The following is a 20,517-nucleotide window of genomic DNA, read 5'->3' on the forward strand; positions in this document are numbered from 1 at the left end:
CCACTTAGCCGTGGGTGCGGCGCGCCTGCGGCGAACGCAGCTCGGCGACGATGGCCTGAGCCGTCGCGCGCGGATCGGCGGCGCGATGTACCGGACGTCCGACCACGATATGATCGGCGCCTGCAGCCACGGCGCTGGCCGGGGTCGCGATGCGCTTCTGATCGCCCAGATCAGCACCCAGCGGGCGCACGCCCGGTGTCACGATCAGCTTGCCCTCAGCCTGCGGGAGCGCGCGGATCAGGGCCGCCTCTTGCGGGCTGGCGATCACGCCATCGGCCCCGGCCTCAAGCGCGCGCCCGGCGCGTTCGGCCACGAGATCGGCAATATCGCCCGGCTTGATCAGTGCCCCGTCCAGATCGCTGCGATCCAGCGAGGTCAGGATCGTCACGGCAAGGATCTTGGTGGCGCGGCCCGAAGCGCCCTCCTTGGCGGCTTTCACCACATAGGGGTCGCCATGCACCGTCAGGAAATCCAGATCGAACTGGGCCAGCCCACGCACCGCATTCTCGACCGTAGCCCCGATATCGAACAGCTTCATGTCCAGAAAAATGCGTTTGCCGTGCTCGTCCTTCAGCTCATTGGCGAGCGCAAGCCCACCGCCAGTCAACATGCCCAGACCGATCTTGTAGAACGAGACCGCATCGCCAAGCTTGGCGGCCAATTCCAGACCCTGAACGGCGTTCGGCACGTCCAGAGCCACGATCAGGCGATCATCGGCGGGAGAAGTCAAAGATGTCATGGGGCGCTCCTTTCACGGCTCGCCCCCTGATGGGGATCAATCGCGCGCAGGTCAAGCGCGCTGGAAGCGCCCGCGCGTCCGAAAACAGCGGCTCGGGCGTTTAAATTCCGCCGATGCCACGACGCTGCGCCTCACGCGTGAGGGCGCGGGTCAACTGGCGGTGGCTGATCTGCTGATGCACTTCCAGCCGGACCGGGATCGCGAGCGGATATCCAATCCCGGGCGTGAAGAATTCCACCACCGCCTCAAATCGGCGCTGCGCGGCATTGTAGATCAGTTGGGCGATACGGATTGCAGGGGCGTGGTGCATGGCGGGCACCTCCATACAGGGTGAACATGGTTCCTGGAAGGTAAACGCCAAACCTTGAGATTTGGTTTCAATGCACGTCAAAATATACGGATGTCAGAAGACGTGACCTCTTGAAGGGACCGATTTTGCGCCCATTTCTAGTCCAAGACCCGGCCAGCACGGCGCCTTTTCAGGGCCAGTCATTTCCCGGGGGCTTTAGAAAAAGGAGAGACCGATGAACATGGAGAAGTTCACGGAACGGTCGCGCGGCTTCCTTCAGGCCGCCCAGACCATCGCGATGCGCGAGGGCCATCAACGCGTGGTGCCCGAGCATCTTTTGAAGGCACTCATGGATGACGATCAGGGGCTTTCTTCCAATCTGATCGCGCGCGCGGGCGGAGACGCCAAGCGCGTGGCCGAAGCCGTCGATCTGGCCGTGGGCAAGCTGCCCAAAGTGTCGGGCGGCGACGGGCAGGTCTATGTCGAGCAAAGCCTTGTACGCGTGCTCGACGAGGCCGAAAAACTGGCCAAGAAAGCCGGTGATAGCTTTGTGCCGGTGGAGCGGGTGCTGATGGCGCTCGCCATGGTGAACACGCGCGCAAAAGATGCGCTCGATGCGGGCGCGGTCAGCGCGCAAAAGCTTAATGGTGCCATCAATGATCTGCGCAAGGGGCGCACCGCCGACAGCGCATCGGCCGAGGACGGCTATGAGGCGCTCAAGAAATACGCCCGCGATCTGACCGAAGCCGCCGAGCAGGGCAAGATCGACCCGATCATCGGACGCGACGAGGAAATTCGCCGCGCGATGCAGGTGCTCTCGCGCCGCACCAAGAACAACCCCGTTCTGATCGGCGAGCCCGGTGTCGGGAAAACCGCGATTGCCGAGGGGCTTGCGCTGCGCATCATCGATGGCGATGTGCCGGAATCCCTGCGCAACAAAAAGCTGCTCGCGCTCGATATGGGCGCGCTGATTGCCGGTGCGAAATATCGCGGCGAGTTCGAAGAGCGGCTGAAATCGATCCTCAAGGAGATCGAGGCGGCAGCCGGTGAGATCATCCTTTTCATCGACGAGATGCACACGCTTGTGGGCGCGGGCAAATCAGAAGGCGCGATGGATGCGGCCAACCTGATCAAGCCTGCTCTGGCACGCGGTGAGCTGCATTGCGTCGGCGCGACCACGCTGGATGAATACCGCAAATATGTCGAGAAGGACGCGGCCCTCGCCCGGCGCTTCCAGCCCGTGATGGTGGAAGAACCGACCGTCGAGGACACGATCTCGATCCTGCGCGGCATCAAGGAGAAATATGAGCTGCACCACGGTGTGCGGATCTCTGACAGCGCGCTGGTTGCGGCGGCTCAGCTGAGCCATCGCTACATCACCGACCGGTTCCTGCCCGACAAGGCGATCGACCTTGTGGATGAGGCCGCGTCGCGCCTGCGCATGGAAGTCGACAGCAAGCCCGAAGAGCTTGACGCGCTCGACCGCCAGATCCTGCAGATGCAGATCGAGGCGGAAGCGCTCAAGAAAGAGGATGACGCCGCCTCCAAGGACCGTCTCGAGAAGATCGAGAAGGAACTGGCCGAGCTGCAGGAACATGCCTCCGAGATGACCGCGAAATGGCAGGCCGAGCGCGACAAGCTGGAATCAGGACGCCATGTCAAAGAGCAGCTTGACCGTGCCCGCGCAGAGCTGGATCAGGCCAAGCGCGAGGGCAATCTCGCCCGTGCGGGGGAGCTGTCCTATGGCATCATCCCGGGGCTGGAAAAGCAGGTCGCTGAGAGCGAGTCTGCCGATGACGACCTGATGGTCGAAGAGGCCGTGCGGCCCGAGCAGATCGCCGAGGTGGTCGAACGCTGGACCGGCATCCCGACCTCGAAGATGCTTGAGGGCGAACGCGAGAAGCTGCTGAAGATGGAAGACGAGCTGCACAAGCGCGTCATCGGTCAGAACGCGGCGATCACGGCGGTGTCGAATGCGGTGCGACGGGCCCGTGCGGGGCTCAATGATGAGAACCGTCCCTTGGGCAGTTTCCTGTTCCTCGGGCCCACCGGTGTCGGCAAGACCGAGCTGACCAAGGCCGTCGCGAATTATCTCTTCGACGACGATCAGGCGATGGTGCGCATCGACATGTCGGAATTCATGGAGAAACACTCCGTGTCGCGTCTGATCGGCGCCCCTCCGGGCTATGTTGGCTATGATGAGGGCGGTGTGCTGACCGAAGCCGTGCGGCGCAGGCCCTATCAGGTCGTGCTGTTCGACGAGGTCGAGAAGGCCCATCCGGACGTGTTCAACGTGCTGTTGCAGGTGCTTGATGACGGGGTTCTGACCGATGGTCAGGGGCGCACCGTCGATTTCAAGCAGACCCTGATCGTGCTGACCTCCAACCTTGGCAGCCAGGCGCTCAGCCGGTTGCCCGAGGGCAGTGATGGAACCGCGGCCAAGGCGCAGGTGATGGATGCGGTGCGGGCGCATTTCCGGCCCGAATTCCTCAACCGGCTTGATGAGATGGTGATCTTCGACCGGCTCGACCGCGCCGATATGGGCGGGATCGTCACGATCCAGCTCAAACGTCTGGAAGCCCGTCTGGCTGCGCGCAAGATCACGCTTGATCTCGATGCCAAGGCCGAGGCTTGGCTTGCCGATGCGGGCTATGATCCGGTCTACGGGGCACGTCCGCTCAAGCGGGTGATCCAGCGCGCCCTGCAAGATCCGCTGGCCGAGGCGATCCTGGGCGGTGAGATCCTTGATGGCGCAACGGTCAAAGTCACCGCAGGCCCGGACGGTCTGGTGGTCGGCGGCCATGTCGCCCCCGCCAAGGAGGCGGTCACCCGCCCCGAGGCGCCCGAAGCGCCAGCGAGCGGTGTGCCGTTGCACTGAACGCACGGATCGACCAAGATGCGCGAAGGGCGGGGAAACCCGCCCTTTTTGCATAGCGGCATTTCAGAGCGGGGCGGTTGTCTTGGCGCACTCCGCCCCCAGATCTGGTCGCTACGGGAGGGTGATGAAAGGACGCATATCATGCATGATCTTAGCCCTGAAGGAATGGAGCTGACCCTGCGCACGCTGGCAATGCCCGCCGACACGAACGCTGCGGGCGATATTTTCGGCGGTTGGGTGATGAGCCAGATGGACCTCGCAGCCGCAATTGCCGCCAATGAACGCTCAGGCGGGCGCACGGTCACCGTGGCCGCCAATGAAATCGTGTTCAAAAAGCCCGTGAAAGTCGGCGATACGCTTTGTGTTTACACATCTGTCGAGCGGGTGGGACGCAGCTCGATCACCATCGCCATCGAAGCCTGGGCGCGGCGCAAATATACCTTGCTGCGCGAAAAAGTGACCGAAGCCCATTTCACCATGGTCGCGGTGGGTGAAGATGGCAAACCCCGCGCCATCGCGCCCGACCCTGTCACCGCCAAGTCGGAATGACCCTCGTCTGCGCGCGCCGGGCGGGGTAGACTGGCGCAAATCTGGACGCCCTGCCATGCCCGCCCTTTGCCGCGATTGCCTGACCACATTTGACCACGCACCGGCGCGCTGCCCTGTGTGCCGACGCGCGCGCATCCTGTCGCATCCCGAGCTGTTCGATTTGTCGATTGCCCATATCGATTGCGACAGCTTCTATGCCTCCGTCGAAAAGCGCGATGACCCCTCGCTCAGCTCGAAGCCGGTAATCGTGGGTGGCGGCACGCGCGGCGTCGTCACCACCTGCTGCTATATCGCGCGGATCTCCGGCGTGCGCTCGGCAATGCCGATGTTTCAGGCCCGCAAGCTTTGCCCCGATGCGGTGATCATTAAGCCGCGGATGGATCACTACGCCGCCGTCTCGCGCGAGATTCGGGCGCGGATGGAGGTGCTCACCCCGCAGATCGAGCCGCTCTCGCTTGATGAGGCATTTCTCGACCTCACCGGCACGGCCAAGCTGCATGGCGCGCCGCCCGCCCTGCTGATGGCGCGGCTGGCACGTGCCATCGAAACCGAGATCGGGGTGACGGCCTCGGTGGGGCTGGCGCATAACAAGTTCCTCGCCAAGATCGCCTCGGATCTCGACAAGCCGCGCGGCTTTTCCGTGATCGGACGCGGCGACACAGAGGAATTCCTGCGCGACAAACCCGTGGGCATTCTGTGGGGCGTGGGGGCCGCCACCCGCGCCGGTCTGGGCCGTGCAGGCATCCGTACGCTGGCCGATATCCGCCGCGCCGGAGAGGAGCGGATGGTGGCCCGCTTTGGCGCGACCGGGCTGCGGCTGAGCGAATTGGCGCGGGGCCATGACCTCCGGCAGGTCAATCCGCGCATGGAGGCGAAATCAATCACGAACGAGACGACCTTCCCCACCGATATCACCGAGCGGGCCGAGCTGCTGGCCCGCCTTTGGCATCTGAGCGAGAAGGTCTCGGCCCGGATGAAAGCGAAGGGGGTTGCGGGCCGCACGGTCACGCTCAAGCTCAAACGCGGGGATTTTTCTTCGATCACCCGCCAAACCCGGCTTGAAGAGCCAAGCCAGCTTGCCGACACGCTGTATCGCGCCGGAGAGGCCCTGTTCGACAAGCTGCCTGCGGGCATCGCCTATCGCTTGATCGGTATCGGGTTTTCCGATCTTGGGCCCGCCGACGGGCGCGATCCGGTGGGCGATCTGCTCGACCCCAAAGCGGGCAAACGCGCGGGCGCCGAGCGGGCCGCCGATGCGATCCGCGCCCGATTCGGCCCCGAGGCGATTCGCATCGGGCGCGGGCTGACCAAGCTCGACTGAGAAAGCGCGCCTATTCGGCGGCGAGCCGCACCGGCTGTGTGCCGATCGTGCAGATCTGCAAAATCACCCGTTCCATCAACGCGCTGAACGTCTGAAATTCCGCGCTCGGTTCGATACGGGCCTCATCCATGTAGAGCGACCGGTCGATCTCGATCTGCACGACATGCACATTCTCGGACGGTCGCCCGTAGCGCTGCGCGATATAGGCCCCCGCGAAAGGCGCGTTGCGCGCGACCTGCAGGCCCTCATCGGCAAAGACCGCCTCAAGCCGTGCCACCAGATCGCGCGCGGCCGAGGCCCCGTAGCGATCGCCCAATACGATTTGCGGACGGCGCGCACCCATTTGGTCGAGCGCCTCGGACGGCATCGAATGCACATCGATGAGGATCGCCTGCCCGTGACGTGCGCGCGCGCTGTGGATCAGGGCACCCAGCTGCGCATGATAGGGCCGCCAGACCTCATTCAGACGCGTCTGCGCCTCGGCCAGAGTGATTTTGCCGCGATAGATCGAACGCCCGCCTGCGACCACGCGGGGAATCACCCCAAGCCCCGCCGCCACCCGTGGCCCCGAATGGGGGCGCAGATCACCCGCGATCAAGGCCGAATCAAGTTCATCCTCTGCCCGGTTCAAATCGACCCAGGCGCGGGGATATTCCGCCGCGATCAGCGTCGCCCCGTGATCGGGCACCGTTGCCAGCAAGCGATCCACAAAGGCGTCCTCCGACGAGCGCAGACGCAACAAATCCAGCACCGAGCGGTCTTGGAGGCTGTCAGGATAATAGGCGCCCGAATGCGGAGATGCGAAAATGACCGCATTTCCTGGACGCTCGGGACGCGACAGGCGATAGGCCGCAGGAGGATGTGGTTTTTCGGTCATGGACACTCACGATATTGGCGGTCAGCTTACACCAGTTCGCTTTGTGGCCAAATCCCCCTTGAAAGCCGTTTCGACTCCTTTTATAGACCCCCAGACCGACGCGATCCCGCGCCATTTTCTGGTTTCCGCCGCAGCCTCTTGGGTCTGGGACGAAATCGGAACGGATGACCGGGGTCAGACGGCTGTGGGCGGTTAGCTCAGCGGTAGAGCACTACGTTGACATCGTAGTGGCCACTGGTTCGATCCCAGTACCGCCCACCATCGATTCACCGCCCCCGGTGCTCGGGGGCATTCGTTTTTCAAGGCGCACGCGCGCCGCGAATAGGAGAAGGCCAATGAAGGTCCGTAACTCGCTCCGCTCGCTCAAGCAGCGTCACCGCGATTGCCAGGTCGTGCGCCGCAAAGGCCGCGTCTATGTGATCAACAAGACGCAGCGTCGCTTCAAAGCCCGTCAGGGCTGAAGCAGACCGAGCCAGACGAACAAAGCCGCGCCACGGGAAACCGGGCGCGGCTTTTTCGTACCTATCGCTCAGGGCGGGCTTTCGTTCAGGGCGGGTCGGCCCGTTCGGCGCGCCACGCAGACAATGCAGCATTGTCCTCGCTACCGCGCGCCGCGCTCAGTGCGGCAGGTGGCGGCGCTTCGGTCTTGCGAATGCGGAAATGATGAGCCTCGCGGGCGCCGAAGTAAAAGCTCACCACCGCGCCCAGCAGCCACCACAAAGGCTCAGGCACATAGTTCAACCCGACCATCCGCTGCGCAAATCCCACCGGATCAATCATCGCGTAGATGAACATCCCGAGGATGCCAAAGGCCAGCACCGGGCGCGGCAAGCGGTTCAGCCCATTGACGATTCGGTCGAAGAGGCCGGGCCGGACATATTGAAACTCCGCGCCATGCTCCTCCAGCGCCGCGATATAGGCCGCCTGAGCGGCCTCGAGCGATTTGGTGGCATTGGGCACGAAGACCTCGGCCACCGAGGTTGCCGCCTGCCCCACCGCCTTGGCGGCCCCTGCCCCGCCGATCAGCTTCTCGATCAGGCCCATTTCGCCACCCGCTTGCGATGCTCAGCCGCACTCAGGTGAAAGCGCGGTGAGACGAATTGCTCGGCGCGCAGGATCCAGCCCCCTTTGGTGCCCGCGCGCGTCGTCGCATATTTCCGGCTCGCGGGGCGCGCATCGGCCACGCGGTAGTAATAGTTGCGCCGCGCGATCCCGTAGGCATCGGCGAAATAGCCCGGGGCCGAGGCCTGCGCGAGCTCTGCCGCCGCGATGGTTTGCGGGCCGATGATACCATCCACCACCAACCTTTGGCCCATATCGCTCAGCAGGCGTTGCAAGATTACGATCGCGCTGCCCCCGGCATTCACATACATATCGAAAACCGACGCTTGGATCGGCCCCGGTAACTTGTCGATCTGCGGCGCATCGAAGTAATGCTGAACGAAGATCTCGACCGCCTTGTCGCGGGTCAGCGCGCGCACGTCCATCTCGTCGATCTGCCCATCACCCGTCTCATCCAGACCCAGCCGCTGCAGCGTGCCCAGCGTCACCCCATGCTTCGTGGGCCCACCCGGATCGTCGGGATCATTGACGTAGCCGCCCTCGCGCGTGACGATCTCTTGTGCAATCTGCGTGACCGATTTCATGGCCTCTCCCCGTGCTGAAACAGGCGACAGGGTCGGCCAACGGGGTTAAGCCACGCGCAAGCCAGCGCGCGGTGGGTAAAGACTAAAGTTCAAATCAGTGCGGAGGAGGCGGATCTCAGGACTTGGGCGGCTCGTAGACGCCCTGCTTCTTGAGCGCATCCACGACCTCTTTGGGCATGTAATTCTCATCATGCTTGGCGAGGATTTCGGTGGCGACGAAGGTGCCGTTTTCCATCGTCCCGGTGCCAACCATGCCCTGCCCTTCCTTGAACAGATCCGGCAGGACGCCCGCGAATTTTACCGGCACGGAGGCCCCGCCATCGGTGACCTCGAACATAATGACCTTGCCCTGACCGCGCTTGAGCGTGCCCTTCTCGACCAGCCCGCCCAGACGGAAGACCTCGCCGGGGCGGGGTGGTTCGGTGGCAAGCTGCGAGGGGGCGCGGAAGAAGTTGATACCGCCGCGCATCGAATAGCCGATCGTGACAGTCGCCACGATCAGCGCAAATGCAGCGAGAGCCAGCACCTGCATGCGACGCTTCTTCTTGAGGCTCTTCATTCGCGTCTCTCCACCAGCGATCCTTACGGGAAGACCGGTGCGAGCATCAGCCCTTCGGTCTCATCATACCCCAGCATCAGATTGGCATTCTGCATGGCCTGACCCGACGAGCCCTTGCACAGATTGTCGAGCGCCACGGCCACCGTCGCACGTCCGGGGATCCGATCCCCTGATACACCAATATGCACAAAATTGGAGCCACCAACCGACCGGGTGGAGGGCAGTGCGCCAAAAGGTAGCACTTCGAGGAAGCGCTCAGAGGCATAGCGCGCAGCCAGCGCCTCATGCACCGCCTCGGGCGCGCCTTTCACATAGGCGGTGGCCAGAATACCGCGATTGAAAGGGGCAAGGTGGGGGGTGAATTGGACCAGCACGGGACGCCCGGCCAAGGCGCTGAATTCCTGATCGAATTCGCCCAGATGGCGGTGTTTTCCGCCCGCAGAATAGGGATAGGCCCCGCCCGACAGCTCGGCATGGAGTAGGTTTTCCTTAAGGCTACGTCCCGCGCCCGAGACGCCGTTCTTCAAATCGAGGATGATCTCATCGAGATCGATCACGCCTGCCTCGATCAGCGGACGGATCGCATATTGCCCGGCAGCCGCATTGCAGCCCGTGCCCGCAACCAGCCGCGCGCTGCGAATCGCGTCGCGATAGAACTCGGTCAGCCCGTAGACCGCCTCTTTCTGCATCTCGACCGCCGCATGGGGCTGGCCATACCATTTCTCGTATTCCGCCGGATCGCGCAGCCGGAAATCCGCCGAGAGATCGACGATCTTCAGATCGCGCGGCAGCTCTTTGATCACTGCCTGACTTGTGGCGTGGGGCAGCGCGCAAAAGGCCAGATCGACCCCGGAAAAATCGATATCCTCGATCTTGACCAGACCCGGCAGATCGAGATGGCGCAGATGCGGGAACACATCGCCCATGGCCATGCCAGCTTTTCGCTCTCCCGACAGCGCCACGATCTCCATCTGCGGATGGGTCGCGATCAGCCGGACGAGCTCTGCCCCGGTGTAACCCGAAGCCCCCAAAATGGCGATTTTGCTGGACATATCTTTCCTCGCGGTTTGTCGCATGGCTTTGATGTAGTGCAATCCTGCGCCCAAGAAAACTGTGCAGGGGAAAATGCGCAAGCCTAACGGCCATCGCCCCGCCCGCATCGGCCCCGGTTGGGCCGGTTGGGCTAAGCTGGCGCGGCCTCAGGCCGGGTCGAACCGGATCGAATGGCGCAGGAACTGTGTCGCGTGGCTCGAGACCGATGCCGGATCGCCGGTGGTCAGGAATTTCGACTCCCGCCCCGGACCCTCAAATTCAGGATGGCGCGTAAGGTAGTCCGCAAGGCTTTCCGCCACGAGATTTGCCTGACTATAGACCGACACATCGGCCCCGAGCGCCTGCTGAAAGATGTTCTGCATGAAGGGATAATGGGTGCAGCCAAGGATCGCCGCCTCCGGGCGCGGCATTCGGCGCTTGAGCGCCTCGACATGCGATTTCACCAAGGCCTCCGCCAGGATCTCATCTCCGTCTTCAATCGCGTCGACCAAACCGCCGCAGGGCTGTGCCTCGACATCCACGCCAATCGCGCGGAAGGCCAGCTCGCGCTGGAAGGCTCGGCTCGCCACGGTCGCAGGGGTCGCAAACAGCGCCACGTGTTTCACAGCCACTTCGCGCGGCGGCGAGTTGTCGCCCCATTTGCGCTCGGTCAGCGCCTCGATCATCGGGACGAAGACACCCAGCACCCGCTTGCCCTCAGGGATCCAGCTTTCCTGCATCCGCCGCAGCGCCGCCGCCGAGGCCGTGTTGCACGCAAGGATGACCAGATCGCAGCCCTCGTCCCAAAGCCGCTCAACGCCCGCGCAGGTCAGATTGAAGATATCATCGGCATCGCGCACGCCGTAGGGCGCATGCGCATTGTCGCCGAAATAGCAAAACGGCACGTCGGGCAAGCGTCGGGCGCAGGCATCATAGACCGTAAGACCGCCAAGCCCCGAATCAAACACACCTACCGCCATCTGCGCGCCCCTTGCCCTTTGTCGGGCAAAGCCGCCCGTCAGCTTTTATATTTAGCCTCAAATTCGAAGCCATAGCCATAGGGTGCCACCTGCTTCGGCGACAAGTCATATGTGGAACGGCACAGGAAATCCATCATCGCCTTCAAGGGCTGCGGCACTGTCATAGCGGCGGCTGCGCAGGTAAATGCGCAACCGCCATGTCACATGAAGACGACCGCCTCGGGGCGCCGTTACTGCGCCGCAACCCTTTGCGGGAAGCCGCCGTCCCGGAACGCCGCGAGCAATTCCTCGCGCCGTTTCGCGGCCATCGTCTCGGCCTGCGCCTTCACCGGGCCAAAGCCACGGATGGAGAGCGGCAATTCCGCCAGCTCGCGGGCGATCTCCATCGTCTCGGGGCGGACATTCGGCAGCACCTCGGCCATATCGGCTTCGTATTGCGCGATCAGAGCGCGCTCCATCTTGCGCTCCTCGGCGCGCCCGAACGGATCGAGCGGCGTGCCGCGCAGCGCTTTGAACCGGGCCATCACACCAAAGACCCGCTCCATCCACGGCCCGAAAGCGCGCTTCATCGGACGGCCATTGGCAGCTTGCTTGGACAGGATCGGCGGGGCGAGATGGAAGGTCATCTCGAAATCCCCCTCGAACTCGGCACGTGCTTTCTTCGCGGTTTCGCGATGCAGGCGGGCGACCTCGTACTCATCCTTATAGGCCAGCGCCTTGTGATAGCCCTTGGCGACAGAGAGGCGCAGTTCTTCAGGCGCCGTGTCCACGAGCTTGCGAAAGCGCGTGGCGAGCCGCTTGTTTTGATAGGCCACAAGATGATCGGCCCGGAAGGTCAAAGGATCGACCGGCGCGCTCACAACCTCCGAGCGCATCGCGCGCGCGGCCTGATCGGGATAGGCCATGGCCCAGCGCCCAAGGGCAAAGGCCCGCTTGTTCTCCTCGGGCTTGGCCCCGTTGAGCGTGATCGCCTGCTCGATCGCCTCGAGGCTCAAAGGCACGAAACCCTGCTGCCACGCAGCCCCAAGCACGACCATATTCGAGTAGATTGAATCGCCCAGCATCTGACGCGACAGCTCCGAGGTATCCACGAAGGCCACACGCTCCTTAAGCCGCGCCTCGAGACTGAGACGCAGCTGATCGCCCGGCAGACGGAAATCGCGGTTGCGGGTGAACTCGCCGGTGACGATCTCGTGGCTGTTGACCACCGCGCCCGTGCGCCCCGTGGTCATCAGCCCCAGCGTCTTGGCACCCGCCGAGACGACAAGATCGCCGCCGATAACGCAATCCGCCTCCCCCACAGCCACGCGAATGGCCGAGATATCTTCGGGCCGATTGGCGATGCGCAGATGGATATGCACTGCACCGCCCTTCTGCGCGAGGCCCGCCATCTCCATCATGCCCGCACCCTTGCCATCGACATGGGCCGCCATTGCCAGCACCGCGCCGATGGTCACGACGCCCGTGCCGCCCACGCCGGTGATCACCACGTTATGGGTGCCGTGGATCTCGGGCAGCGCCGGTTCGGGCAAGTCCGGCAGATCGAGCGACTTTGCCTCGGCCTTGCGGATCTTGGCCCCTTTGAGCGTCACGAAAGAGGGGCAGAACCCGTCGAGACAGCTGAAATCCTTGTTGCAGCTCGACTGATCGATGGCGCGCTTGGTGCCCAGTTCGGTCTCGACCGGCGTGATCGAGACACAGTTCGACTGCACCCCGCAATCGCCGCAACCTTCGCAGACATCGGTATTGATGAAGACCCGCTTGTCGGGATCGGGGAACTTGCCGCGCTTGCGGCGGCGGCGTTTCTCGGCTGCACAGGTCTGCACGTAGATCAGCGCCGAGACGCCCGGCTCCTTGGCCAGCCGCTTTTGCACATTCATCAGCTCGGCGCGCTCGATCTTCTCGACATTGGAGGGGAAGCCCGCGAGATCGACCTCCTCTTTCTCGTCATAGACGACAACGACCGTTTTCACGCCCATCGCCTTCACTTCGGCCGCGATCTGCTGCGCGCTCAGATCGCCCTCGTTCTCCTGTCCGCCGGTCATGGCGACGGCATCGTTGAACAGGATCTTGTAGGTGATGTTGGTGCCTGCGGCGAGTGCGGCCCGGATCGCCTGAACGCCAGAATGGTTATAGGTGCCATCGCCAAGGTTCTGGAACAGATGCCCGCGCGTCGAGAACGGCGCCTCTCCGACCCAGTTGACGCCCTCGCCCCCCATCTGGGTGAAGCCGTCAGTGGCGCGGTCCATCCACTGCACCATGTAGTGACAGCCAATGCCCGCCGAGGCACGGCTGCCATCGGGCACCTTGGTCGAGGAGTTATGCGGACAGCCCGAGCAATACCATGGCGTGCGCGCCGCGATCTCGGGGGCGTTGTCGGCGCGCTGCGCGGCCTCGATCTTGGTGAGCCCGGCGCGGATCGCATCGGTGGCTTGCCCCTCCTCGATCAAGATATCGCCCAGCTTCTGCGCGATCATCACCGGGTCGAGCGCATAGCGGGTCGGGAAAAGTTCGACCTGCCGACCATGTTCCCATGTATCGCCCTTGTGCCAACCATAGACGCGCCGCCCCCGACGGTCGTCAAAGATCGCCTCCTTGACCTGCACCTCGATCAGCTTGCGCTTTTCCTCGACCACGATGATCAGATCGAGCCCTTCGGCCCATTCGTGGAATGAGGTCATATCGAGCGGCCAGGTCTGGGCGACCTTGTAGGTGGTGATCCCAAGCCGCTCGGCCTCGGCCTCGTCGATGCCCAGAAGCGACAGCGCATGGGACAGATCGAGCCAGTTCTTGCCGGCCGCGACCATCCCGATCTTGGCCCCCGCCTGCCCCCAGACCCGTTTGTCGATCCGATTGGCCCGCGCGAAGGCTTCGGCGGCGAAGCGCTTGTAGTCGATCATCCGCGCCTCTTGCGCGACCGGCGTGTCGCCCGGGCGGATGTTCAGCCCGCCTTCGGGCATCGTGAAGTCGGGTGTCTCAAAGCGCAGCCGATGGGGATCGCCATCGACCACCGCCGTGGCCTCGACCGTGTCCTTCATCGTCTTGAGACCGACCCAGACCCCGGCAAAGCGGCTCAGCGCATAGCCATACAGCCCCAGATCGAGGATCTCTTGCACGCCTGCGGGAGACAGAACGGGCATATAGGCGTCAACCATCGCCCAATCGGATTGGTGCAGCACGGTCGAGGACTCGCCGGTGTGATCGTCGCCCATCGCCATCAGCACGCCACCATGAGGCGAGCTGCCCGCCATATTGGCATGACGCATCACATCGCCAGAGCGGTCCACGCCCGGGCCCTTGCCGTACCACAGGCCGAAGACGCCGTCATATTTGCCCTCGCCGCGCATTTCGGCTTGCTGTGCGCCCCAAAGCGCGGTGGCAGCGAGATCCTCGTTGAGCCCCGGCTGGAACAGCACATTGGACTGCTCAAGCACGGATTTGGCCCGCGCCATCTGCAAATCGACCGCGCCAAGCGGGCTTCCTCGATATCCTGTCACATAGCCGGCTGTCTCGAGCCCGGCTGCCTTGTCACGCGCGGCCTGAGCCAGTACGAGACGCACCAAAGCCTGCGTTCCGTTCAAGAGCACGGGCGATTTCGTGAGATCGAACCTGTCTGAAAGACTTATTTCTTGCCTTCCCATTGAGCACCTCCCCTTGCTTTCTGGGCATATACCCCATGATAGGTCGCAAACTCTGACCTACCAAGGGAAAATATGTTACAAAGCGGTTTCGTAAGTTAACGAGAGTAATGTAAAGAAAGTTGCGTACGGCTTTGGGCCGACGAACAGAAAGTGACCGGAATGGACTGGGACAAGCTGAGAATATTTCATGCCGTGGCTGATGCGGGCTCGCTGACCCATGCGGGCGATGCCCTTCATCTTTCTCAATCTGCCGTGAGCCGACAGATCCGCGCGCTTGAAGAGGGGCTTGGAACGACTCTCTTTCACCGCCATGCCCGGGGACTGATTCTCACTGAGCAGGGCGAATTGCTGTTCGAAGCGACCTCCTCAATGGCCAAGAAGCTCGAATCTGCCTCCGCGCGGATCCGCGATTCCGAGGAGGAGGTGTTCGGCGAGCTGCGTGTGACCACCGCAACCGGCTTTGGCACGCTGTGGCTCGCGCCGCGCCTGACCAAGCTCTACGCGAAATATCCCGATCTCAAAATTGACCTGATGCTCGAAGAGCGGGTGCTCGACCTGCCGATGCGCGAGGCCGATGTGGCGATCCGCATGAAGGAGCCGACGCAGGCCGACTTGATCCGCAAGCGCCTGCTCAATATCCGCATGCGGCTTTACGCCACGGCGCAATATCTCAAGAGCTTCGGCACGCCCGAGAAAATCGAAGACCTGCAAAACCACCGGATGATCTGTCAGACGCCCTCAACACCGCAGGTGCAGGCAGGCGCGCAGCTCGGCCAACAGGTATTGGCCTACGATCAGGCCTCAACGCTCACGGTGAACAACTATTTCGGTGTGCTGCAAGGTGTGCTCAACCATATCGGCATCGGCATTCTGCCCGATTACCTGACGGCGGATTTCCCCGAAATCATACGGGTGCTCCCCGATGTGGAATCCGTAGAGGTGCCGGTCTTCCTCGCCTATCCCGAAGAGCTGCGCTCTTCGCGGCGCGTCACGGCGTTTCGCGACTTCATTCAGGAAGAAATCCTCGCCTATCGGCGCTTTCAAAGTGAAAGAAAAACCGAGGATTGAGTTGAGGCATTCGCACAACGCATAGCGGGCATGACGGTCACGTGACCCGTTTATACTTGAAGCGTTAACAAACTGCCCATAAATGAGGCTCAGAAGGACGAAACGTGTTTAGGCACGCATCACCTTCTACCTCCCTGTTGGACTTCGGCCGAGCTTTTGCTCGGCCTTTTTTTTGGCTTGGCCAGATTTCGGCGGGATCGGCCTGCACAATCTGCCCCAATCGGCCCGCCGAGACGCGCCCGAAATCCCGCACGCTCCGGTTGAAAATACAAGGGACGCGGCCCGTCTGCGTAAGCGCACGCGTTTCTCACAATTTTTTCAATGAACTTCGCCGCCCCCGCTCCGTTGTCCTGTCAAGCGCCATGATGGCGCAGCACGCTTCAATCACGTCAGTCCCAAAAGGAGTAGACATGACCGGAACGAAAAACATCATCGCCGCCTCGACCACCCTTCTCGGTGCAATGGCCATCGCAGGCTCGGCCTCGGCACTCAACCTGGCGGCGATTCCCTCGACCAATGATCACGACGGCACCTATTACGGCATCGCCGATTATCGCTCGGGCATTGTGAAGACCGATCAGACCTCGACAGGCACCCCGCAAGCACATTCTGCGTCGAACAATGTGGGAGTGGCCGACCAAAACGGAATTGCGGACTACAAGACCGGAACGGCGCGCCAGAAAATGGCCAGCTCGGACGGTGCCAGCCAGATCCCCGCGCAGAACCAGCTTGATGCACAATCCGGCACGACCGCGCTGAAAACCGAGGCGATGACCGACAATGCGGTCGTCTCGTCGGACGGCAATGCCGTTGGCCATGTCGAGAAGATCGAGCCGCACGGCAAGTTCGATACCGTTTATGTCCGCACTGCCGATGCGCTGCACACCACCGTGTCGCGCTTCAAGGTCAATGTGCCCAAATCCGACGTCACCAAAGATTCGGTCCATCTGAAATGGACCGTGTCGGAACTGCTGAACTCGCTTGAGACGCAGGTCGACAAGCACAGCTGAGCCACTCCGCATTGCCCAACACGCGCGCAAAGCCTTCGGGCTTTGCGCTTTTTGTACCCGACAGGTGCCCCGAGGCCCTGCTGCCCCCTTCCCCCCTTGTCCGGATTGGCCTATGAGGTCGGCAAAGCGCATAGCCCCGGAGGATGCAGATGGACGAGCCGCAGATCACGCCGGACCTCATCCAGGCCCATGGTCTGAAGCCCGACGAATACGAGAGCATTCTCGAGATCATCGGTCGGTCGCCGAATTTCACCGAACTCGGCATTTTCTCTGCCATGTGGAACGAGCATTGCTCGTATAAATCCTCGAAGAAATGGCTGCGCACGCTGCATACCGAGGGCCCGCAGGTGATCTGCGGTCCGGGCGAGAACGCAGGCATCGTCGATATCGGGGACAATCAGGCCGTGGTCTTCAAGATGGAGAGCCACAACCACCCCTCCTATATCGAGCCCCATCAGGGCGCGGCCACCGGCGTCGGCGGCATTCTGCGCGATGTGTTCACGATGGGCGCACGCCCGATTGCTGCGATGGACAGCCTCAGCTTCGGGATGCCCGATCACCCCAAGACCTCCCATGTCGTCAAAGGCGTGGTTGAGGGCGTGGGCAGCTATGGCAACTGTTTCGGCGTGCCCAATGTGGGCGGCGAAGTACGCTTCCACCCGTCCTATAACGGCAATTGTCTGGTCAATGCCTTTGCCGCGGGCCTGATTGATGCCGACAAGATTTTTTACTCCGCCGCGAGCGGCGTCGGTATGCCGGTTGTGTATCTCGGCGCGAAGACCGGGCGCGACGGCGTGGGCGGGGCGACAATGGCCAGTGCCGAGTTCGACGACACGATCGAGGACAAGCGCCCCACCGTGCAAGTCGGCGACCCCTTCACCGAGAAATGCCTGCTGGAGGCCTGCCTTGAACTGATGGCCTCGGGTGCCGTGATCTCGATTCAGGACATGGGCGCTGCCGGGCTGACCTGCTCGGCGGTCGAAATGGGCGACAAGGGCGGCTTGGGCATCAAGCTGAACCTCAACGCCGTGCCGCAGCGCGAAGCCAATATGACCGCCTATGAGATGATGCTCAGCGAGTCTCAGGAACGCATGCTGATGGTCCTCAAGCCCGAGAAAGAGGCCGAGGCGCGCGCGATCTTCGAGAAATGGGATCTCGACTTTGCCATCGTGGGCGAAACCATTGCCGAAGACCGCTTCCTGATCGTGCATAACGACGAGGTCAAAGCGGATCTGCCGCTGTCGAAACTGGCCTCTACCGCGCCGGAATATGACCGCCCTTGGGTCGAGACGCCTGCCGCGGGCCCCGCCGAGGATCTGCCCTCGATTGGCCCGATTGCCGCGCTTGAGGCGCTGATCGGCTCGCCGAACTACGCCGCCAAGGACTGGGTCTATGAGCAATACGACACACAGGTCATGGGCGACACCGTCCGCCGCCCCGGCATGGGCGCAGGCGTGGTACGCGTGCATGGAAGCTCCAAGGCGCTGGCTTTCACCTCGGATGTGACCCCGCGCTACGTCAAGGCCAACCCGATCGAGGGTGGCAAGCAAGCTGTGGCGGAAGCCTATCGCAACCTGTGCGCCGTTGGTGCCAAACCGCTGGCCTCGACCGACAACCTGAACTTCGGCAATCCCGAAAAGCCCGAGATCATGGGCCAGTTCGTCGGCGCGATCAAAGGCATCGACGCCGCTGTGCGCGCGCTCGATATGCCGATCGTGTCGGGCAACGTGTCTTTGTACAATGAAACCGATGGCACCGGCATTCTGCCGACGCCCACCATCGGCGCGGTGGGGCTGCTCGACAGTCTCGACGACCTGATCGCCGGCCTGCCCAGCGCAGGCGATGTGGCGATGGTGATCGGCGAGACGCAGGGCCATCTGGGTCAATCCGCGCTGGCCTTCGAGGCCTTCGGGATCGAAAGCGGCGATGCGCCCGCGGTCGATCTGGAGCTGGAGCGGCGGCATGGCGAGTTCCTGCGCGACAACCGCGCCCTTGTGAAATCCGCAGCCGATCTGTCGGATGGCGGGCTGGCGCTCGCGATCTTCGAGATGGCAGAGGCGGCGGGCATCGGCGCGACCGTTGAAAGCGACGATATCGCCACGCTGTTTGGCGAGGATCAGGCGCGCTATCTGGTGGCCTGCTCCTTCGATCAGGCGGAGGCGCTGATGGCGGCTGCACGCAAAGCGGGCGTGCCGCTCAATACTGTCGGGCGGTTTGGCGGCGAGAGTGTCAGCTTTGGCGCCGAAACCGCCCCGCTGGCCGAGCTTTCCAGCCACTATCGCTCAGCCTTCAAGACCGCGATCGAACGCTGATACGCGCGCTTTGGCGTCCCCCCGGCATGTGGGGGCGCCAAGAGGGCACATACAGCACCACCCCAACGGGACAGACAGCAAAACGCTCCCCTTGGGCGACTGGTCGGCCCGGGCCGCGCCCAAGACTGGCCCTTGCAGCCACTCGGCAGCCCACCTAGATTTGATCCAAAGGACGAGGAGCCCTATCTATGCCTATGGAAGCGCATGACATCGAAGCCCTGATCCGCGTGGACTTCCCCGATGCCAAGATCACGATCACCGATCTGGCAGGCGACGGGAACCACTGGGCGGCCGAGGTCATCGACGAGAGGTTTCGCGGTATGAACCGGGTGCAACAGCAGCGCGCGGTTTATGCGGCCCTGAAAGGGGCGATGGATGGTCCCGACGGGGCGCTGCATGCGCTCGCACTGACCACGAAGGCGCCTGAATAACGATGAACGAGGCGCTGTCGGCGCTTTGGATTTTGTTTCGGGGAGTGCCCCGACTTTTATCACACGGGCTTCGCGGGCTGCGCGAAGACAATACAAAGGATCATAGCGATGAGCGCGCAAGATCAGATCAAGAAACAGGTCACCGAGAATGACGTGGTCCTGTTCATGAAGGGCACGAAAGACATGCCGCAATGCGGGTTTTCCTCGCGCGTGGCGGGTGTTCTCAACTTCATGGGCGTGACGTTTCAAGACGTCAACGTGCTGGCCGATTCCGAGATCCGCCAAGGCATCAAGGACTATTCCGACTGGCCCACCATCCCGCAGCTTTACGTCAAGGGCGAGTTCGTCGGCGGTTGCGACATCATCACCGAGATGACGCTGTCGGGCGAGCTGGACCAGCTCTTCGAGAGCAAGGGCGTGACCTACAACAAGGAAGCCGCAGAGCAGATTCGCGCCGCGAACGCCTGAGCTCCTGCGTCAAGCGTTGCCGCGTAGCAAAGCGCCGCCCCCTCCCGGGAGCGGCGCTTTTTTGTCATCGGAGCATGGCGCGCCGAGCCCTCAGCGCTTGCGCCCGAAGAGCTTGTTGAACCAGCCATTGGCGCGCTCTTCAGCGCCGTCCCACGCCTCGCTCGCATCGTCGAACAGCGGATCAATCGAGCGCTGACGGAATTGCCGCCACATCGCGCGGATCGTCAGGATCAGTAGCACCAGAAGGGTCAGGATGATGATATTGGCCCAAGGGATGATGCGCACATCCGGCCCGCTCACCTGCTTGAGCCCAACCGCATTGGGAAAGATCGTCAGCCAGCGCGAGCGCCAGCCATAGCGGGTGATCGAAACCCAGATCGGATCGGCCTTGGTCGAGATCAGCGACTCCGCCTGAGCCTGCAAATCCGAGCTGTCGAGCTTGAAATAGGGCGGCCAGCCCCAGCCGGTATCCTCATTGCGGAACACCAATGTCTTGCCGTTCGGGCGCACCGTGTTGATGAAGCGCACATCGCGGCTTGTGCCCGAGGCAGAGCCGACATCGGCCGAGGCCCAGAACATCGAGTTCTCGCCGAAATCGACGCGGCGCACTTCCGTGCCCACGACGCGCACGATGTCATGGCGCGGCAGATTGTAGCTGAGAAAGAGCGCGACGAAGATCGCGACCAGCGCCCAGAAACCCCATTTTACGTATCGCAT

At 62.7% G+C, this 20,517-nt stretch carries 19 protein-coding genes and 1 tRNA gene; 10 read left to right on the plus strand and 10 right to left on the minus strand.

Features of this window, described 5'->3' with window-relative positions:
* Positions 1-4: 4 nt before the first annotated feature.
* Both pyrF and DL1_RS10220 read right to left on the minus strand, forming a co-directional pair.
* Positions 5-739 carry an orotidine-5'-phosphate decarboxylase gene (pyrF, locus tag DL1_RS10215; protein WP_177195316.1) on the minus strand — a complete coding sequence of 245 codons (735 nt, stop codon included), beginning with the start codon at positions 737-739 and terminating at the stop codon, positions 5-7.
* Positions 740-839: 100 nt separating this feature from the next.
* Positions 840-1,049 carry a hypothetical protein gene (locus tag DL1_RS10220; protein WP_143081615.1) on the minus strand — a complete coding sequence of 70 codons (210 nt, stop codon included), beginning with the start codon at positions 1,047-1,049 and terminating at the stop codon, positions 840-842.
* Positions 1,050-1,263: 214 nt separating this feature from the next.
* Between DL1_RS10220 and clpB the strand changes: the two genes are divergently transcribed.
* From clpB to DL1_RS10235, 3 genes are all read left to right on the plus strand, one after another.
* Positions 1,264-3,906, plus strand: a complete 2,643-nt coding sequence (clpB, locus tag DL1_RS10225) for an ATP-dependent chaperone ClpB (RefSeq protein ID WP_051693475.1) — start codon at positions 1,264-1,266, stop codon at positions 3,904-3,906.
* 141 nt (positions 3,907-4,047) lie between these two features.
* Positions 4,048-4,455 (plus strand): acyl-CoA thioesterase, encoded by a 408-nt coding sequence (locus tag DL1_RS10230; protein ID WP_038065686.1) that lies wholly within the window; start codon positions 4,048-4,050, stop codon positions 4,453-4,455.
* Between the two features lie 55 nt (positions 4,456-4,510).
* Positions 4,511-5,776: a DNA polymerase IV gene (locus DL1_RS10235; protein ID WP_038065688.1), complete on the plus strand. Its 1,266-nt coding sequence runs from the start codon at positions 4,511-4,513 to the stop codon at positions 5,774-5,776.
* A 10-nt stretch (positions 5,777-5,786) separates the two neighbouring features.
* Here DL1_RS10235 and DL1_RS10240 read toward each other — a convergent pair whose 3' ends face one another.
* Complete coding sequence (locus DL1_RS10240; RefSeq protein WP_038065691.1) at positions 5,787-6,653, minus strand: N-formylglutamate amidohydrolase; 867 nt, start codon at positions 6,651-6,653, stop codon at positions 5,787-5,789.
* Between the two features lie 186 nt (positions 6,654-6,839).
* On the opposite strand from DL1_RS10240, the gene DL1_RS10245 reads away from it, so the two are divergent.
* A tRNA-Val gene (locus DL1_RS10245) sits at positions 6,840-6,914 on the plus strand.
* A gap of 74 nt (positions 6,915-6,988) precedes the next feature.
* Positions 6,989-7,114: a type B 50S ribosomal protein L36 gene (gene ykgO, locus DL1_RS10250; RefSeq protein WP_038065693.1), complete on the plus strand. Its 126-nt coding sequence runs from the start codon at positions 6,989-6,991 to the stop codon at positions 7,112-7,114.
* Positions 7,115-7,199: 85 nt separating this feature from the next.
* Here ykgO and DL1_RS10255 read toward each other — a convergent pair whose 3' ends face one another.
* The 6 genes from DL1_RS10255 to DL1_RS10280 all read right to left on the minus strand — a co-directional run bounded on the left by DL1_RS10255 (position 7,200) and on the right by DL1_RS10280 (position 14,511).
* Positions 7,200-7,697, minus strand: a complete 498-nt coding sequence (locus DL1_RS10255; RefSeq protein ID WP_038065696.1) for a holin family protein — start codon at positions 7,695-7,697, stop codon at positions 7,200-7,202.
* Positions 7,688-8,299, minus strand: coding sequence for a holin-associated N-acetylmuramidase (locus DL1_RS10260; RefSeq protein WP_038065698.1), 612 nt, complete (start codon positions 8,297-8,299; stop codon positions 7,688-7,690). The genes DL1_RS10255 and DL1_RS10260 overlap by 10 nt, the downstream gene beginning before the upstream one ends.
* A 115-nt stretch (positions 8,300-8,414) precedes the next feature.
* Positions 8,415-8,858: a cytochrome c maturation protein CcmE gene (gene ccmE, locus DL1_RS10265; RefSeq protein ID WP_038065701.1), complete on the minus strand. Its 444-nt coding sequence runs from the start codon at positions 8,856-8,858 to the stop codon at positions 8,415-8,417.
* A gap of 23 nt (positions 8,859-8,881) precedes the next feature.
* The gene (gene argC / locus DL1_RS10270) at positions 8,882-9,910 is read right to left on the minus strand and encodes an N-acetyl-gamma-glutamyl-phosphate reductase (RefSeq protein ID WP_038065704.1); all 1,029 of its coding nucleotides are present in this window, start codon (positions 9,908-9,910) and stop codon (positions 8,882-8,884) included.
* Positions 9,911-10,057: 147 nt separating this feature from the next.
* On the minus strand, positions 10,058-10,870 hold the full coding sequence (locus tag DL1_RS10275) for a glutamate racemase (RefSeq protein ID WP_038065708.1): 813 nt from the start codon (positions 10,868-10,870) through the stop codon (positions 10,058-10,060).
* 230 nt (positions 10,871-11,100) lie between these two features.
* Positions 11,101-14,511, minus strand: coding sequence for an indolepyruvate ferredoxin oxidoreductase family protein (locus tag DL1_RS10280; protein WP_038065710.1), 3,411 nt, complete (start codon positions 14,509-14,511; stop codon positions 11,101-11,103).
* A gap of 159 nt (positions 14,512-14,670) precedes the next feature.
* Here DL1_RS10280 and DL1_RS10285 point away from each other — a divergent pair, with 159 nt between their 5' ends.
* The 5 genes from DL1_RS10285 (at position 14,671) to grxD (ending at position 19,800) form a co-directional block, all read left to right on the plus strand.
* A complete protein-coding gene (locus DL1_RS10285) occupies positions 14,671-15,579 on the plus strand; it encodes a LysR family transcriptional regulator (protein WP_038065713.1) in 909 nt (302 codons plus the stop codon).
* Positions 15,580-15,989: 410 nt separating this feature from the next.
* On the plus strand, positions 15,990-16,589 hold the full coding sequence (locus DL1_RS10290) for a hypothetical protein (RefSeq protein WP_038065716.1): 600 nt from the start codon (positions 15,990-15,992) through the stop codon (positions 16,587-16,589).
* A gap of 149 nt (positions 16,590-16,738) precedes the next feature.
* A complete protein-coding gene (gene purL, locus DL1_RS10295) occupies positions 16,739-18,901 on the plus strand; it encodes a phosphoribosylformylglycinamidine synthase subunit PurL (protein ID WP_038065719.1) in 2,163 nt (720 codons plus the stop codon).
* Positions 18,902-19,089: 188 nt separating this feature from the next.
* A complete protein-coding gene (locus DL1_RS10300; protein ID WP_038065722.1) occupies positions 19,090-19,332 on the plus strand; it encodes a BolA/IbaG family iron-sulfur metabolism protein in 243 nt (80 codons plus the stop codon).
* Positions 19,333-19,440: 108 nt separating this feature from the next.
* Entirely contained in the window at positions 19,441-19,800 is a 360-nt protein-coding gene (gene grxD / locus DL1_RS10305; RefSeq protein WP_038065725.1) for a Grx4 family monothiol glutaredoxin, read from the plus strand.
* Positions 19,801-19,890: 90 nt separating this feature from the next.
* Here grxD and DL1_RS10310 read toward each other — a convergent pair whose 3' ends face one another.
* Positions 19,891-20,517, minus strand: a complete 627-nt coding sequence (locus DL1_RS10310) for a DUF1523 family protein (protein WP_038065728.1) — start codon at positions 20,515-20,517, stop codon at positions 19,891-19,893.

Origin of the sequence: Thioclava dalianensis (genome assembly GCF_000715505.1) — a bacterium.
GTDB classification, from domain to species: Bacteria; Pseudomonadota; Alphaproteobacteria; order Rhodobacterales; family Rhodobacteraceae; genus Thioclava; species Thioclava dalianensis.